Raw genomic sequence first — 14,649 nt, forward strand, 5'->3', positions numbered from 1 at the left:
CCACCCCGTCTTCGCCTGCGGCTCAGCCACCCCTCCCGCAAGCGGGAGGGGAGAGTGCAATTCCCGCTCGTTTCGATGGCTTGATCAGCCCACCGGGACCGCGGACAGTGTCCTGCGGATCAGCGCGACCAGATCGTCGGGCGCAAAGGGCTTGGTGATCAGGAGGTTGTGCGGGCAGTCGCCGTCCAGTGCGCCGCCTGCATAGCCGGTCATCAGCACGATCGGCATTTCGGGCCACCGTTTGCGGATCTCGACCGCCAGCGTCTTGCCGTCCATCCTGGGCATGGTGATGTCGCTCAGCACCAGATCGGGCTGGGTACCGCTGGCATCCACCCGGTCGAGCGCGGCCTGGCCGTCCTCGGCATCGATCACCTTGAAGCCCGCTTCCTGCAGCACATCGCAGACATGCGCGCGCAAAGCTGCATTGTCCTCGGCGAGCAGGATGGTGCAATCCTCGTGACAGGCCGGGTCGGCACTGCCAGCTGAACCGCGGTCCGGGCGGTTTTCGGCGTCGTCGGCCACCGGCAGCCACAGGATGACCGTGGTGCCCTCGCCGGGCGCGGTGTCCAGCGTCACGAATCCGCCCGATTGCGCGACGAACCCCTGCACCTGGCTAAGCCCGAGCCCGGTGCCCTTGCCGACATCCTTGGTGGTGAAGAACGGCTCGAAGATGTGCTTGGCGACCTCGGGCGAAATGCCGCTGCCGGTGTCGTTGACGCAGAAGCGGACATAGCGGCCCGGCGGCGCGCCATGACCGTCATCGGCATCCTCGGGCGTGCGTTCGGCATTGGCGGCGTGCACCGTGATCTCGCCGGGCGCATCCATCGCATCGCGCGCGTTGACCACCAGGTTGAGCAGCGCGTTTTCGAGCTGGCTGGCATCGACGATGATCGGCCACAGGCTGTCGGGGCATTCGACCTTGAGCTCGTGCCGGTCGTCGAGCGCCTGCGATGCCAGCGGCACCAGATCGCGGATCAGGTTTGCAGGCTTGATCTTGGTGGGGGTGAGCGACTGGCGGCGGGCATAGGCCAGCAGCCTCTGCGTCAGGTTGGCGGCGCGGTTTGCTCCGTCGCGGGCATTGGCGATGGCCTGGCCTGCGCGATCGACCTGGCCCGATGCGATGCGCTTCTGCGCGATGTCCAAATTGCCCGAGATGATGGTGAGCAAGTTGTTGAAATCGTGCGCGATGCCGCCGGTGAGCTGGCCGATCGATTCCATCCGCTGCACCTGCGCCAGCTGCGCCTCGGCGGCGCGCGCACGGGTGATGTCGCGCGCGATGCCGAAGATCAGGTCGCCTTCGCGCGCCAGGCTCCAGCTGGCATAGATCGTCTGTCCGTCGGCGCCGCGCATCTCGCGCTCGGTCTGGACATCGCTCTCGCCGCTCGCAACGGCGATCAGGTCGCCCTGCGCGCTGTCGGTGAAATAGTCGCTGACATGCGCGCGGCCATCAAGCGGCACCGGGCCGAAAGCCTTTTCCCAGGCCGGATTGCCCGCCACCAATGTGCCGGTGACGGTGGTGATCAGCATCATGTCGAGCGAGGAATCCCACAGCCGGTCGCGCTGGTCGGCGGCGAGGTCTGCGGCGATCTGCTGATGGATCAGCTGCTTGCGCAGTTCGAGCAATGCTGCGACCTGCCGCGCCAGCGCGGCGAGCAGCGGGGCATCGTCGAACCGCTCACGCGGCGCGCTGTCGGACAGGCACAAGGTGCCCAGTGCATATCCATCTGCGTTGATGATCGGCGCGCCGGCGTAGAAGCGGATGTTTGGCGGTCCGGTGACCAGCGGGTTGTCGACAAAGAGCGGATCGGTGGTGGCGTCGAGCACCACCATCACCTCGGGCGAACGGATGGCATGGTCGCAAAAGGCGATGGCGCGCGGGGTTTGCGTGAGCGTGATGCCGCGGGCCGCCTTGAACCACTGCCGCTCTTCCTCGACGATCGAGATGAACGCGGACTCGCATCCGCCCAGCGCCTGCGCAATGGCAACCAGATCGGCGTACAGCGCGTTATCGCCATCATCAGGGTCAAGCTTATAGGCGCGCAGCGCGGCCAGCCGCGCGGCATCGTCGTCGCCCTTGAAGATGGTGTGGCTGAGGTTCAGCAGCATGTCCCTGTCCGGTCGTCCGGCGGCTGGTTGCCTCCGGTTGTGCGTGTATATAGGCCGCGCTCGCGGCAAAGCCAGCATGGCGGTCGAGTTGTCGGGCGTTGCGGGTCGCATTTGCGGCTCAACCGCGCTGCATCCCCGCTATACCGCTGCCGAAAGCTCGCGCTGCAGGCATTCGACCGCACGGCTGATCTTGGGCAGCAGATGGTGCCGCTGGGGATAGACCGCCCAGACCGGCTCGTCATCGGGCTGAAAGTCCTGCAGCACCAGCGCCACCGATCCGCCGCGCAGATGCGGCAGGATGTAGAAATCGGGCAGCTGGCAGATCCCCATCCCGGCAAGGCACGCTTCCATCACCGCATGGCCGCTGTTGCAGCGAAAGCGGCCGTGCGGCGTGTGGATCAGCTCTGCGCCCGCCCGGCGGAACTGCCAGGCCGCGCTCGTGCCGATGATGCATTCATGCTGCTCGAGATCGCCGACCTCGCGCGGGGTCCCGGCGCGCGCCAGATATTCGGGCGCGGCGCAGGTATAGAGCGTGCGCGAGGCGACCTGGGTGCTGATCAGCCGGGGGTCGGCGGCGTGGCCGGTGCGCACCGCAAGATCATAGCCTTCGGCGAGCAGGTCGACGACGCGGTTGGTGAGGTCGATCGAGATACTGAGCCTGGGGTGCGGCATCGCGAAGCGGCGCAGGATGGGGGCGACGAAGCGCTCGCCCAGCGCGGTCGAACAGGTCACGCGCAATTCGCCCTGCGGCTCGCCCTGCTGGCTGATCAGCGCGATCGCCTCGTCGCGTTCCTGCGCGATCCGCTCGCAGCGTTCGAACAGCACGCGCCCGGTGTCGGTCAGCCGCACGGTTCGGGTGGTGCGGTGGAACAGCTGCGCCTGCACCCTTTGCTCGAGCGTCCTGATCGCGCGGCTGACATGGGTGGGCGACATGCCGATCGCCTTGGCGGCGCGGGTGAACGAGCGGGTGGTGGCGACCGCGATGAACTCGTCGATGCCGTCCCATTGCGACATATTATCCCACCTCTGCCATAGTCTATTTATCAATTAGCATATTAACGCATATGCGGGGCAATGATAGGGGATGCCGTCACCCCTCACGCTGCCAGGAAAGCCTCGCCCCATGAAGACCCGCGCCGCCGTTGCCTTTGAAGCGAAGAAGCCGCTCGAAATCGTCGAACTCGATCTGGAAGGCCCCAAAGAAGGCGAGGTTCTGGTCGAGATCATGGCAACCGGCATCTGCCACACCGATGCCTACACGCTCGAAGGTTTCGATTCGGAAGGGATTTTCCCCAGCGTGCTGGGCCATGAAGGCGCGGGCATCGTGCGCGAGATCGGCGCCGGCGTGACCTCGGTCAAGCCTGGCGATCACGTCATCCCGCTGTACACGCCCGAATGCGGCAAGTGCAAAACCTGCCTGTCGGGCAAGTCCAACCTGTGCACCGCGATCCGCGCGACGCAGGGCAAGGGGCTGATGCCCGATGGCACCACGCGCTTCAGCTACAAGGGTCAGCCGATCTATCATTACATGGGCTGCTCGACCTTCAGCAACTTCACGGTGCTGCCCGAGATCGCGGTCGCCAAGATCCGCCAGGACGCGCCCTTCCAGAGCGCCTGCTATATCGGCTGCGGCGTCACCACCGGGGTGGGCGCGGTGACCAAGACCGCCAAGGTCCAGCCGGGCGACAATGTCGTGGTCTTCGGCCTGGGCGGCATCGGCCTCAACGTGCTGCAGGGGGCCAAGCTTGCCGGCGCGAACAAGATCATCGGGGTCGATCTCAACCCCGATCGCGAGGAATGGGGCCGCAAGTTCGGCATGACCGACTTCCTCAACACGCGTGGCATGAGCCGCGAGGACACCGTCGCCAGGATCGTCGCGATGACCGATGGCGGCGCGGACTACACCTTCGATGCCACCGGCAACACCGAGGTGATGCGCACCGCGCTCGAGGCGTGCCATCGCGGCTGGGGCACCTCGATCATCATCGGCGTCGCCGAGGCGGGCAAGGAAATCAGCACCCGTCCGTTCCAATTGGTGACCGGGCGCAACTGGCGCGGCACCGCGTTCGGCGGCGCCAAGGGCCGCACCGACGTGCCCGAGATCGTCGACATGTACATGACCGGCAAGATCGAGATCGATTCGATGATCACCCATGTCATGGGGCTGGAAGAGATCAACACCGCGTTCGACCTGATGCACGAAGGCAAGTCGATCCGCTCGGTGGTGGTCTACTGATGCCGGTCGCGGTCGAAACCGTCTCCAGCGTCCGCAGCGTTGGCGGCGAGCAGGCGGTGCTGCGCCATGCCTCGGAGGTCACCGGCACCGACATGACCTTCTCGGTGTTCGTGCCCGATCATGCCGAGGGCGCGATGCTGCCGGTGGTGTGGTATCTTTCGGGCCTCACCTGCACCCAGGCCAACGTCACCGAAAAGGGCGAGTTCCGCCGCGCCTGCGCCGAGCTCGGGCTGATCTTCGTCGCGCCCGACACCAGCCCGCGGGGCGAAGGTGTCCCCGATGATGCGGACGGCGCGTATGATTTCGGGCTGGGCGCGGGCTTTTATGTCGATGCGACCCAGGAGCCCTTTGCGCAGCATTACCGGATGTGGAGCTATGTCACCGAGGAGCTGCCCGCGATCATCGGCGACTGCTTCCCCGCGGACATGACGCGCCAGTCGATCATGGGTCATTCGATGGGCGGCCATGGTGCGCTGACCATCGGCCTGACCTTGCCCGAACGGTTCAAGGCAGTCTCGGCGTTCGCGCCGATCGTCGCGCCCTCGCAGGTGCCCTGGGGCCAGAAGGCGCTGGGCGGCTATCTGGGCGACGATCGCGCGGCGTGGCGCGCGCACGATGCGGTTGCGCTGATCGAGGATGGCGCGCGAGTGCCTGAACTTCTGGTCGATCAGGGCGAGGCCGACAATTTCCTGGCAGAACAGCTCAAGCCGCAATTGCTGGCCGAGGCGTGCGCAAAGGCCGGGATCGATCTCACGCTGCGGATGCAGCCGGGCTATGATCACAGCTACTATTTCATCTCGACCTTCATGGAAGAACATCTGCGCTGGCACGCCGCGCGCCTGACGCGCTGACCGGGCCTCAGGGCGCGATCGTCACGCTCGCGGTGCCGCTGGCCCAGACCGGCAGGTACAGCCCTGCGCCCGCGGCCTGAAGCTGCCCGGTGCGCGCGCGTTTCAGATCGGCGTGGATGACGATGTCGCCGCTGCGCTTGGCGGCGATCGCCTGGTCGACCTTGCCCAGCAGCTCGGCGTAATCGCGCTCGAAATTCTGTGCGAGCAGCTCGGCGATCATCGGCGCGACACCGGGCGCGTTCATCATGTCGAGAATCAGGTCGCCCCCGGTCATGTCGGTGGTGCCGGTGACGCCGAAATCGGTGAAACCCACCCGGCGCGAATCCTCGGCGTTGACCGGCTTGCCGGTCATCCACACCGTTCCCGATGTCGGGGTCCTGCTGCCGCGTTCGTGCGCGGTGAAAGTAAGCCCCACCGCGATCCGCCCGCCGGTGGTGCCATAGATCGTCGCCGCCTTGAACGTCGCATCGACCGGCTCGAGCCCCGGCACCATGAACGGGCGCCTTGATCGCTTGCGCAGCGCGCGGATCAGCACCGGCTCGAGCTCGCCATATTCGGCGAACACCGGCAGGAAGAAGGCAAGCTCGCCCGGTGTGCCCGCGAGCGGCACCATCGGCGGCAGCGCGGTCGCAGGGCGAGGCTTCGGGCGCTTGCCGACATAGGTTTCGGTGAGCGCGCGCATCCCCAGCCGCAGCCGCAGCCGGCCGTTGGCGACCTCATAGCCGCCATATTGCAGCTCGCGCGGGGTGATCCGCATCCACACCGGCGGATTGCGCTCGTTGAGCACCACCGAGGTGAACGCGCTCGCCCAGGCCTGGCCGATCTGACGGCGGATGCCGATCTTGCCCAGCTCGCCGGGCAGCTCGCGCTCCAGCTTCGCGATGATCGGCGCCAGCTCGCGCTCGGCAGGCTCGGTGAGCCTGATCTTCTGCCCCATGAAGTCGACATGCGGTTCGGTCAGCCAGTCATAGCTCAGCTTGACCGTGCCGCGCGGGGTCCAGTCCTTCTCAAGCTCCAGCCGGACCACGGCATGCGCCATCGCCTTGGCGGTGGCGGTCTCGCGCTTGAGGATCCCGCCGATGTCCTCGGCACGAATGACCGCGGTGAGCGGGAAGGAAAAGCGCAGCTCCTTGCCCGATCCGCCGACACGGATCGATCCGCGGGTGACCTCGCCGACGATGTTGCACTTGATCTTGGGTGTCTTGACCGTGGCGATCCCCAGATCGACCCCCTTGCTGGCGACGCAGATCTGGTCGCGCTGGTTGATCCGCCACAGCTGGCGCGGAACGTTGCGTTCCATTGCGCGGGCCAGATCGCCGAGCTCGGCCTCCACCGGAACCGTGACCAAAGACGGCTGCGGCTGCGCCACGATGCGATCGTCGGTGCGCGGCGGCTGGCCCTTGTCGCTCCACCCACCGCAGGATGCCAGCGCCAGGCTGGCGGCCAGCATCAGCCCTGTTGTGATCCGCCCCGCCATCGCTCAGCTGCTCGCCACGACCATGCCGTCGATCCGCAGCGTCGGCACATTGACCGCATAGCGGAATTCGAGATCGTCTGCGGGCACCAGCGCTGCAAACATGTCGATCAGATTGCCCGCGATGGTGATCTCGCTGACAGGCTCGGCAAGCTGGCCATCGCGGATGATGAAACCGCTCGCGCCGCGGCTGTAATCGCCGGTGACGCCGTTGACCCCCATGCCGATCAGTTCGGTGACATAGATGCCGGTTGCGATCCCCGTCATCAGCGCCTCCGGGCTGTCGTGCCCTGCTTCCATGTGCAGGTTGCTGGCTCCGGTGGCAGGCGCGCCGCTGATCCCGCGCGCGGCATGGCCGGTCGGCGCTTCGCCGAGCTGGCGGGCAGCGGCGCTGTCCATCATCCATCCGGTAAGCACGCCCTGATCGATCACGCGCCAGGGCCGGGTGGGCAGGCCTTCGCCATCAAAGCTGCGCGAGCGCAGCCCGCGCACCCGGTGCGGATCGTCCAGGATGGTCACCGCGCTGTCGAAGATCGCCTTGCCGCGCTTGTCGAGCAGGAAGCTGGTCTTGCGCGCGATCGCACTGCCCGAGATCGCGCCGATCAGCGATCCGATCAGCGATCCGCCCGCGCGGCGGTCGAACACCACCGGCATCGGTCCGCTGCTGATCTTGCCCGCGCCCAGCCGCGCCACCGCACGCTCGCCCGCGCGGCGGCCGATGGCCTCGGGCGATTCCAGATCGGTGAGGAACCGCACCGTGTGCGATGCCGAATCGCGCTCCATCGCGCCTTCCGCGCCGGCCAGCACGCTGGCGCCGATGCCATAGCGGCTGCCGCCATAGCTGCCGGCAAAGCCGTGGCTGGTGGCGAGCGCCATGACCGAGCGCACCGCGCCTGCCGATCCGCCTTCCGAATTGGTGACGCCCGGCACGGCGCGCGCCGCCGCCTCGCAGCGCTCGGCCAGATCGCGCAGCAGCGCAGGGTCGGGGTCCTGCTCATCGTCAAGATCGAGCGCGGGAAGCGGCCCGCGTGCCAGCAGCTCGGCAGGCGCCAGCCCGGCATAGGCGTCCTCGGGCGCCAGCCGCGCCATCGCCACCGCGCGCTCTGCCAATGTCGCAAGGCCCGCAGCCGTGACATCCGCGCCCGATACGCTGGCGGAGCGCTTGCCATCGAACACCCGCAGGCCGATCGCGGCGCTTTCGGACCGCTGGACGTCTTCCAGCGCACCCAGGCGGATCTGCACATCGGTGGAGGCATCGCAGGCGAAGACGGCGTCGGCCGCGCTGGCTCCGGCGGCAAGAGCGCGGGACACCAGATCGTGCGCCAGATCCCTGGCTTGTTCGGGGGTTTGCATCAGCAGCGTTTAAGCTGCCGGTGTACGTTGGTCAATCGAACCGGCGCGGTTCAGAACAGCGCCGCAAGGCCCTTGACCAGTGCCACAAAGGCGAAGGGAAAGCCGATCGCGAACAGCCAGATGCCCAGCCGGTCGCTGCGGAAGGCCGCAGTCAGCGTGGCTTCGGACGCATCGCTGCGCGACAGCGTCTGCCAGCGCTTTTCCATCCGTCGGCACAGCGGAATGACAAGGCCGACCAGCACAACCAGACCCAGATAGGGCAGGATCGACATGCCCTCGCCCTTGATCGCGCCCATCACCACGAAGATCTGCAGGCCGGTATAGGCGAGCAGCGCATAGGCCACATGGTTGCTGATCCGTCGCTCCCATACCGTCTCGGGCGTGACGGGTTTGACGTGCGTGGAATTGTAGCGCGCGGCCTCGAACCGCCTTTCGATAGCATTGGTCATCATGTCCCCCATGACTGCCTCGGGCAGAGTCTGAAAATCTGCACCAGAATGAGTGTGTCACTCACATGACAGCTTGGCAAGGGGCGTTAACCTGACCGCCGTCCGGGCGATCAGGCGGTGATTCCCTCGGCCCGGCGCAGCTCCTTGCGGTCCAGCTTGCCGATCAGCGTCTTGGGCAGTGCATCGCGGACATCGACTGCGGCGACGCGCTCGTGCTTGCCAAGCTGCGGGTTCAGCCATGCCATCAGCGCCGGGCCATCGACCTCGGCCTCGTCCTGCAGCGCGACGAACGCCTTGGGGCTCTCGCCGCGATAGGGATCGGGGATTCCGATCACCAGCGCCTCCTTGACCGCAGGGTGCCGATACAGCACCTCCTCGATCTGGCTTGGGAACACCTTGAACCCGCCCACTGCGATCATGTCCTTGATGCGGTCGACGATGCGGATATAGCCGTCCTCGTCGATCTGCCCAACATCGCCGGTGCGCAGGAATTCGCCGATGAACACTTCGGCATCCGCATCGGGCCGGTTCCAGTAACCGCGCATCACCTGGGGTCCAGCAAAGATGATCTCGCCCGGCTCGCCCGGGGCTACCTGCTTGCCGGGGTCTTCCTTGTCGACCAGCCGCACGATCGTGCCGGGCAGCGGCTGGCCGATGGTGCCGGGCTTGTTGAGCCCTTCATAGGGGTTGGTCGAAACCACGCCGCTGCTTTCGGTGAGGCCATAGCCTTCGACCACATTCGCGCCGGTGACCTCCTCGAACCGCGCCTTGACCTCTGCGGCGAGCGGTGCGCCGCCCGAGATGCAGGCGCGCAAGGACGCGAAATCGGTTTTCGCGATCTGGGGGTTGTCGAGCAGCGCCTGGTACATGGTCGGCACCCCGGGGAGCGCGGTAACCTTGGTTCGGGTGATCGCCTTCAGCGCCGCCACCGCCTCGAAGCGCGGCAGCATCACGATCTCGCCGCCGTTCAGCACGGTGCGGTTAAGCACGCAGGTGTTGGCAAAGACGTGGAAGAACGGCAGCACGCCCAGGATGCGGTCGTCGGCGTCGTCCTTGCGCGGATCGATCGCATTGACCTGCCGGGCATTGGCCGAGAGGTTCTGGTGGCTGAGCATCGCGCCCTTGGGGGTGCCGGTGGTGCCGCCGGTGTACTGGAACAGCGCGATGTCGGTTGTCGCGTCGATCGGCACCGGGGCATACGCCCCGTCATTGTCGATCAGCGACGAGAAACTGGTGATGCGCGGGTCGTCGGGCCGCTCGGCGGTCTCCTTGCCCTTGAACAACCGGTAGAACAGCGCCTTGCCCGCCGGCAGCGCGCCTGCGACCGAGCCCACAACCAGCCGCTCCAGCCCCGACTGGTCGAGCACCTTGAGCGCGGTGGGCAGCAAGGCTGTGGCGGACAATGTGAACAGGATTGTCGTACCGCTGTCGGCGACCTGATGCGCCAGCTCGTCCACGGTATAGAGCGGCGAGAAATTGACCACCGTCGCTCCTGCCGCCATCGCGCCATAATAGGCCGCGACATAATGCGGCACGTTGGGCAGGAACAGCCCGATGCGGTCGCCCTTGCCCACGCCCATTGCCTGCAGCCCCTTGGCTACCCGGCGCGCGCCCTGCGCGGTTTCGGCATAGCTGTACTTGCGGCCCATGAAATCGAGCAAAGGCGCCGTTCCCTTGCGCTCGGCCGAGCGGAACAGCATCTCGGGCAGCGACAGCGGCGGGAAGTGCTGGTCCCACGCGCAAGGGTGGTTGTAATGCGTTGTCCAGATCGGCTGGTCGCTCGATACGGACCCGGGCGAGGCGGGGAGGGCGCTGTCAGTCATTGACACGACTGTAAATAAGACCCGGCTTTGGCACAAGCCGCAAGCCATTCGGACCGTCGCAGCACAGCGATAGAAAACGTCAATCACCCATGCGCGCCCGGCGATAGCCGCTTGCATCGCGAGCGTCGTTCGCTAAGCGCATGGCGCATGACTGCGTACAAACCCGGTGATCCTGTATCCGTGCGGCGGCTCTATGGCCGCCAGCAGAACCACAAATTGCGCATCGGCCAGGCCGATCTGGTCGAACGGCTGCTGCCGCAGATCACCGTGCCTGAAGACGGCGACATCACGTCCGAGCGGTTGTTTGGCGACAATCGCCCGCTGCACTTCGAGATCGGCTTCGGTGCGGGCGAACATATGGCGTATCGCGCCGACATGCTGCCCGATCACGGCTTTGTCGGGGCAGAGCCGTTTCTCAACGGCGTGGTCGGCGCGCTGCAGCATGTCCGCGAGCACACGCTCGCCAACATCCGCCTTCACATGGGCAACGCGATCGACGTGCTCGAGCGCGTTCCCGACGGAAGCTTGAGCTTCGTCTATCTGCTCCACCCCGATCCCTGGCCCAAGGCGCGCCACGCCAAAAGGCGGATGATGAATTCGGGCCCGGTGAACCTGATCGCGGCCAAGCTGAAGCCCGGCGGCGAATTCCGCTTCGGCACCGATCACCCGATCTATGTCGCGCATGCGATGATGGTGATGAACGGCCATCCGCAATTCGACTGGCTGTGCGAGCGGCCGAGGGACTTTCTCGTCCGCCCCGGCGGCTGGCCCGAAACCCGCTATGAGGCCAAGGCGCGCGCGCAGGGACACGAGGTGTGGTACTTCCGCTACCGCCGCAAATAGGTGCAGCCCCAAGGCCGGTCGGCGATGCCCGCCATTCTGGCGTGAACGCGGCACAAAGGCTGCATTTTTACCTTTCGGTAACCATGATCCGCTTATCTAGCCTGGCACCAGACCAGAACGGCGGACCACCCATGGCGTTGATGAGCCAGCAATACCCTTGCAGGGCCGCGTCTTCCGGCGGTGCTGCCCCGTGCGGGATCGCGACATGATCGAGGGGCTGACCTTCGAGGCGGCGCCCGAGGCGGTGACGCGGCCGCTGGTGTCGCTGATCGTTCCGGTGCTCAACGAGCAGGACGCGGTCATCCCCTTCGTCCAGGCGATCGACGGCATGGTCCAGAGCCAGTGGCCGGTGCTCGAAGACCGTCCACGGCTCGAGATCATCTTCGTCGACGATGGCAGCACCGATGCCACGGCCGCCGTGCTGCGCGGGCTGTGCGCCGGCGACAAGCGGGTCAAGCTGGTCCAGCTGTCGCGCAATTTCGGCAAGGAGGCCGCGCTCAGCGCTGGCCTGAAGGCGTCGCGCGGCGATGCGGTGGTGCCGATGGACGTCGATCTGCAGGACCCGCCCGAACTGCTGCGCCCGATGATCGATCGCTGGCAAACGGGCGTGCAGGTGGTCAACGCCCGCCGCTGCGACCGCAGCAGCGACACCATGTTCAAGCGCTCGAGCGCGCAGCTGTTCTACAAGGCGATTAATTCGCTCGCCGACCATCCGATCGCCGAGGATGTCGGCGACTTCCGGCTGTTCGACCGCGCCGCGGTGGATGCGCTCAACCAGATGACCGAGCACAGCCGCTTCAACAAGGGGCTGTTCTCGTGGATCGGTTTTCGCACCGAGACGCTGGACTATGTCCGACCGCAGCGCGCGGTGGGCGACACCAAATGGAAATTCTCCAAGCTGCTCGCGCTGGCGATTGACGGCATCGTGGCATCGACCACCTTCCCGCTGCGCATCTGGACGATCCTGGGCAGCGTCATCTCGCTGCTCGCCTTTGGCTATGCCGGATTTCTGGTGATCCGCACCGTGCTGTTCGGTGTCGATACGCCCGGCTATGCCTCGCTGATGGCGGCGGTGCTGATGCTGGGCGGGCTCAACCTGCTCAGCCTGGGGCTGATGGGCGAATATATCGGCCGCATCGCCAAGCAGGTGCGCGGCCGCCCGCTGTACATCGTCGCCGACAAGGTCGGGTTCTGATCCGGTGGAAGCTGCTGCCTATCACTCGCTGCGCGACCTGCAGGACCGGCACTGGTGGTTTGTCGGGCGCCGGGCTATCGTCGCGCGGCTGATCCGCACCTTCGCGCGCCTGCCCGAGCGGCCCAGGATCCTCGAGGCCGGCTGCGGCTATGGCGGCAACCTCGCCATGCTGGCCCAGTTCGGTGACATCGACGCGTTCGAGCTCGATGACGACGCGCGCGCCTATGCCTCGCTTCGTGCACCACGCCAGGTGGCGCCGGGGCTGCTGCCCGACCGGATCGGGTTCGAGGGCGAGCGGTTCGACCTGATCGCGATGCTCGACGTGCTCGAGCATGTCGAAGACGACCATGGCGCGCTCGTCGCGCTGCGCCAGCGGCTGGGGGTCGATGGCAGCATCCTGATCACCGTGCCCGCGCTGCCCTGGTTGTGGTCGGCGCATGACGCAATCCATCATCACCACCGGCGCTATACCCGCGCGGGGCTGGACCGGCTGCTGCGCCAGGCAGGCTATGCGCCTGCCAGCATCGGCTATTTCAACGGCCTGCTGTTTCCGCTGGCGATGGCGCAGCGGCTCGCCGCGCGGCTGACCCGGGCTGCGGGCAAGCCGGACACCATGCCAGGGCCCTGGCTCAACCGGCTGCTCGGCGGTGTCTTCCGGCTGGAAAGGCATCTGGTCGGGCGGATCGGCCTGCCCATCGGCCTGTCGCTCTATGCGGTCGCGCGCCCGGCGCGACAGTGACATGGCCTGGCTGCGCGAGCTGCTCTCGTTCGGCGCGGTGGGGATCGCAGCGACGCTCACCCATGTGCTGATCGCCTGGGCCTTGATCCGGGCGGGGGCCGACCCCTATCTCGCCAATCTGCTGGGGGCCACAGGCGCTTTCGGCGTCTCGTTCCTCGGCAACGCCCGGCTGACCTTCCGCACCAACCGCGGCTGGGCGAGCAGCGCGCGCCGCTATGGCCTGGTCAGCCTGTTCAGCCTGGTGGTGAGCAGCCTCATCCTCCTTTGCGTCGAGCGACTGGGCCTGGCGCTGTGGGTCTATCTGCTGCTGGTGGTGCTGGTCGTTCCGCCTGCGACCTTCCTGCTCGCCAAGCTGTGGGCATTCGCGGCGGTGCCGGATGCGCACTGACGCTTCGACCCGCCTGCAGTGGTTCGCGCTCGCGATCATCGTGCTGGCCGCGTTGCTCGCCTATCCCCGTTTCGCGCTGACCCATGATGCCAGCTGGTATCTGGTGGCGACCGGAATGTGGCTCGATGGCGCGCAGCTCTTCCGCGATATCGTCGAGATCAATCCGCCGCTGAGCTTCTATCTGACTGCGCCAGCCGTGCTGCTCTTGCGCATTCTCCCGCTGACTGCGAGCCAGGCCTATGCTGCCTATTGCATTGTCATCGGCGCATTGTCTGCGGCCTGGATCATCCGTCTGCTCGCGCGCTCGGCGCTGGCCGGGGCGCAGCGGACGATGCTGTTTGCAGCGGTGCTGGCGACGTTTTTCGTGCTGCCGATCGCCGAGTTCGGCCAGCGCGAGCATCTGATGCTGATGCTGGCGATGCCCTATCTGCTGGTGCTGGCGCTGGGCGATCAGGGGCCCCGTTGCACTCCTGCAGAGCGGATTGCGATCGCGCTCGCCGCGGCGCTGGGGCTGATGCTCAAGCCCTATTTCCTGCTGGTCCCCGCAGGGATCATCCTCGCCAGGGTGGCGCGCGACCGGCAATGGCAGCGGCTGTTCGATCTGCCCAATCTGGTGATCGGCATCGCTTTGTTGAGTTATGTCGGCCTGATCGTGCTGGTCCACCCCGCCTATCTCAGCGAAATCGTGCCGCCCGCGCGGCTGGTCTATGCCGCCTATGACGGCCATCCGCTCGCCTTGTGGCTGCGGCCGGAGATCGGCGCCGTGCTGATCGCCACATGGATCGCGCTGCGCCACCGCAGCGTGCTCGATCCGGTGCTGACCGCGCTGCTTGGCGGCGCGGCGGGTGCCTTGGCCTGCTATGTCATCCAGAACAAGGGCTGGGATTATCACGTGCTGCCGCTTGCCGCGCTGTTGCTGCTGGTGGTGGCGTGGATCGTTCCGCAGCGCCGGGCCTGGCGGAGCAATGATCGCCTGCTCGCGGTGCTGCTCGGCGCGGTCGTGCTGCTGGCGCTCGGCAACCAGATCGCCCGTGGCCCCTATCGCAATCCGCTGGCCGACGATCTTGCCGCGTTCGTTCCCGAGCCCGGGATGCGGATCGCGGTGCTGAGCGCGGATGTGGCGGCAGGCTTCCCGCTGGTCAACCGGACCTCCGCCCGCTGGGCAAGCCGCTATCCCGCGCACTGGCTGGGG

General features: G+C 66.6%; 13 protein-coding genes. 7 read left to right on the forward strand and 6 right to left on the reverse strand.

Features of this window, described 5'->3' with window-relative positions:
• Nucleotides 1–84: 84 nt before the first annotated feature.
• On the reverse strand, nt 85–2,106 hold the full coding sequence (locus IP68_RS17210; protein WP_054136253.1) for an ATP-binding protein: 2,022 nt from the start codon (nt 2,104–2,106) through the stop codon (nt 85–87).
• 138 nt (nt 2,107–2,244) lie between these two features.
• Nucleotides 2,245–3,120, reverse strand: coding sequence for a LysR family transcriptional regulator (locus tag IP68_RS17215; RefSeq protein WP_054136254.1), 876 nt, complete (start codon nt 3,118–3,120; stop codon nt 2,245–2,247).
• A gap of 109 nt (nt 3,121–3,229) precedes the next feature.
• Between IP68_RS17215 and IP68_RS17220 the strand changes: the two genes are divergently transcribed.
• Both IP68_RS17220 and fghA read left to right on the forward strand, forming a co-directional pair.
• Nucleotides 3,230–4,342, forward strand: coding sequence for an S-(hydroxymethyl)glutathione dehydrogenase/class III alcohol dehydrogenase (locus tag IP68_RS17220; protein WP_054136255.1), 1,113 nt, complete (start codon nt 3,230–3,232; stop codon nt 4,340–4,342).
• Nucleotides 4,342–5,193, forward strand: coding sequence for an S-formylglutathione hydrolase (gene fghA, locus IP68_RS17225; RefSeq protein ID WP_054136256.1), 852 nt, complete (start codon nt 4,342–4,344; stop codon nt 5,191–5,193). Before IP68_RS17220 ends, fghA begins: the two co-directional genes overlap by 1 nt.
• A 7-nt stretch (nt 5,194–5,200) precedes the next feature.
• Here the strand turns inward: fghA and IP68_RS17230 are convergent, their stop codons facing one another.
• The 4 genes from IP68_RS17230 to IP68_RS17245 form a co-directional block, all read right to left on the reverse strand.
• Nucleotides 5,201–6,670, reverse strand: a complete 1,470-nt coding sequence (locus IP68_RS17230; RefSeq protein WP_054136257.1) for a DUF4403 family protein — start codon at nt 6,668–6,670, stop codon at nt 5,201–5,203.
• 3 nt (nt 6,671–6,673) lie between these two features.
• Nucleotides 6,674–8,020 carry a TldD/PmbA family protein gene (locus IP68_RS17235; RefSeq protein ID WP_054136258.1) on the reverse strand — a complete coding sequence of 449 codons (1,347 nt, stop codon included), beginning with the start codon at nt 8,018–8,020 and terminating at the stop codon, nt 6,674–6,676.
• 50 nt (nt 8,021–8,070) lie between these two features.
• The gene (locus IP68_RS17240) at nt 8,071–8,469 is read right to left on the reverse strand and encodes a hypothetical protein (RefSeq protein ID WP_054136265.1); all 399 of its coding nucleotides are present in this window, start codon (nt 8,467–8,469) and stop codon (nt 8,071–8,073) included.
• Between the two features lie 110 nt (nt 8,470–8,579).
• Nucleotides 8,580–10,292 carry a long-chain fatty acid--CoA ligase gene (locus tag IP68_RS17245; protein WP_054136259.1) on the reverse strand — a complete coding sequence of 571 codons (1,713 nt, stop codon included), beginning with the start codon at nt 10,290–10,292 and terminating at the stop codon, nt 8,580–8,582.
• Between the two features lie 147 nt (nt 10,293–10,439).
• Here IP68_RS17245 and IP68_RS17250 point away from each other — a divergent pair, with 147 nt between their 5' ends.
• The 5 genes from IP68_RS17250 to IP68_RS17270 all read left to right on the forward strand — a co-directional run.
• On the forward strand, nt 10,440–11,135 hold the full coding sequence (locus IP68_RS17250) for a tRNA (guanosine(46)-N(7))-methyltransferase TrmB (protein ID WP_054136260.1): 696 nt from the start codon (nt 10,440–10,442) through the stop codon (nt 11,133–11,135).
• A gap of 205 nt (nt 11,136–11,340) precedes the next feature.
• Nucleotides 11,341–12,330, forward strand: coding sequence for a glycosyltransferase family 2 protein (locus IP68_RS17255; RefSeq protein WP_054136261.1), 990 nt, complete (start codon nt 11,341–11,343; stop codon nt 12,328–12,330).
• A gap of 4 nt (nt 12,331–12,334) precedes the next feature.
• Nucleotides 12,335–13,069, forward strand: coding sequence for a bifunctional 2-polyprenyl-6-hydroxyphenol methylase/3-demethylubiquinol 3-O-methyltransferase UbiG (locus IP68_RS17260; protein WP_054136262.1), 735 nt, complete (start codon nt 12,335–12,337; stop codon nt 13,067–13,069).
• A 1-nt stretch (nt 13,070) separates the two neighbouring features.
• Nucleotides 13,071–13,457 (forward strand): GtrA family protein, encoded by a 387-nt coding sequence (locus IP68_RS17265; RefSeq protein WP_197275849.1) that lies wholly within the window; start codon nt 13,071–13,073, stop codon nt 13,455–13,457.
• Nucleotides 13,447–14,649, forward strand: a 1,203-nt coding sequence (locus tag IP68_RS17270) for a hypothetical protein (protein ID WP_054136264.1), incomplete at its 3' end; no start/stop codon positions are given. The genes IP68_RS17265 and IP68_RS17270, both read left to right, overlap by 11 nt.

Origin of the sequence: Blastomonas sp. AAP25 (assembly GCF_001295965.1) — a bacterium.
Taxonomy (GTDB): Bacteria; Pseudomonadota; Alphaproteobacteria; order Sphingomonadales; family Sphingomonadaceae; genus Blastomonas; species Blastomonas fulva.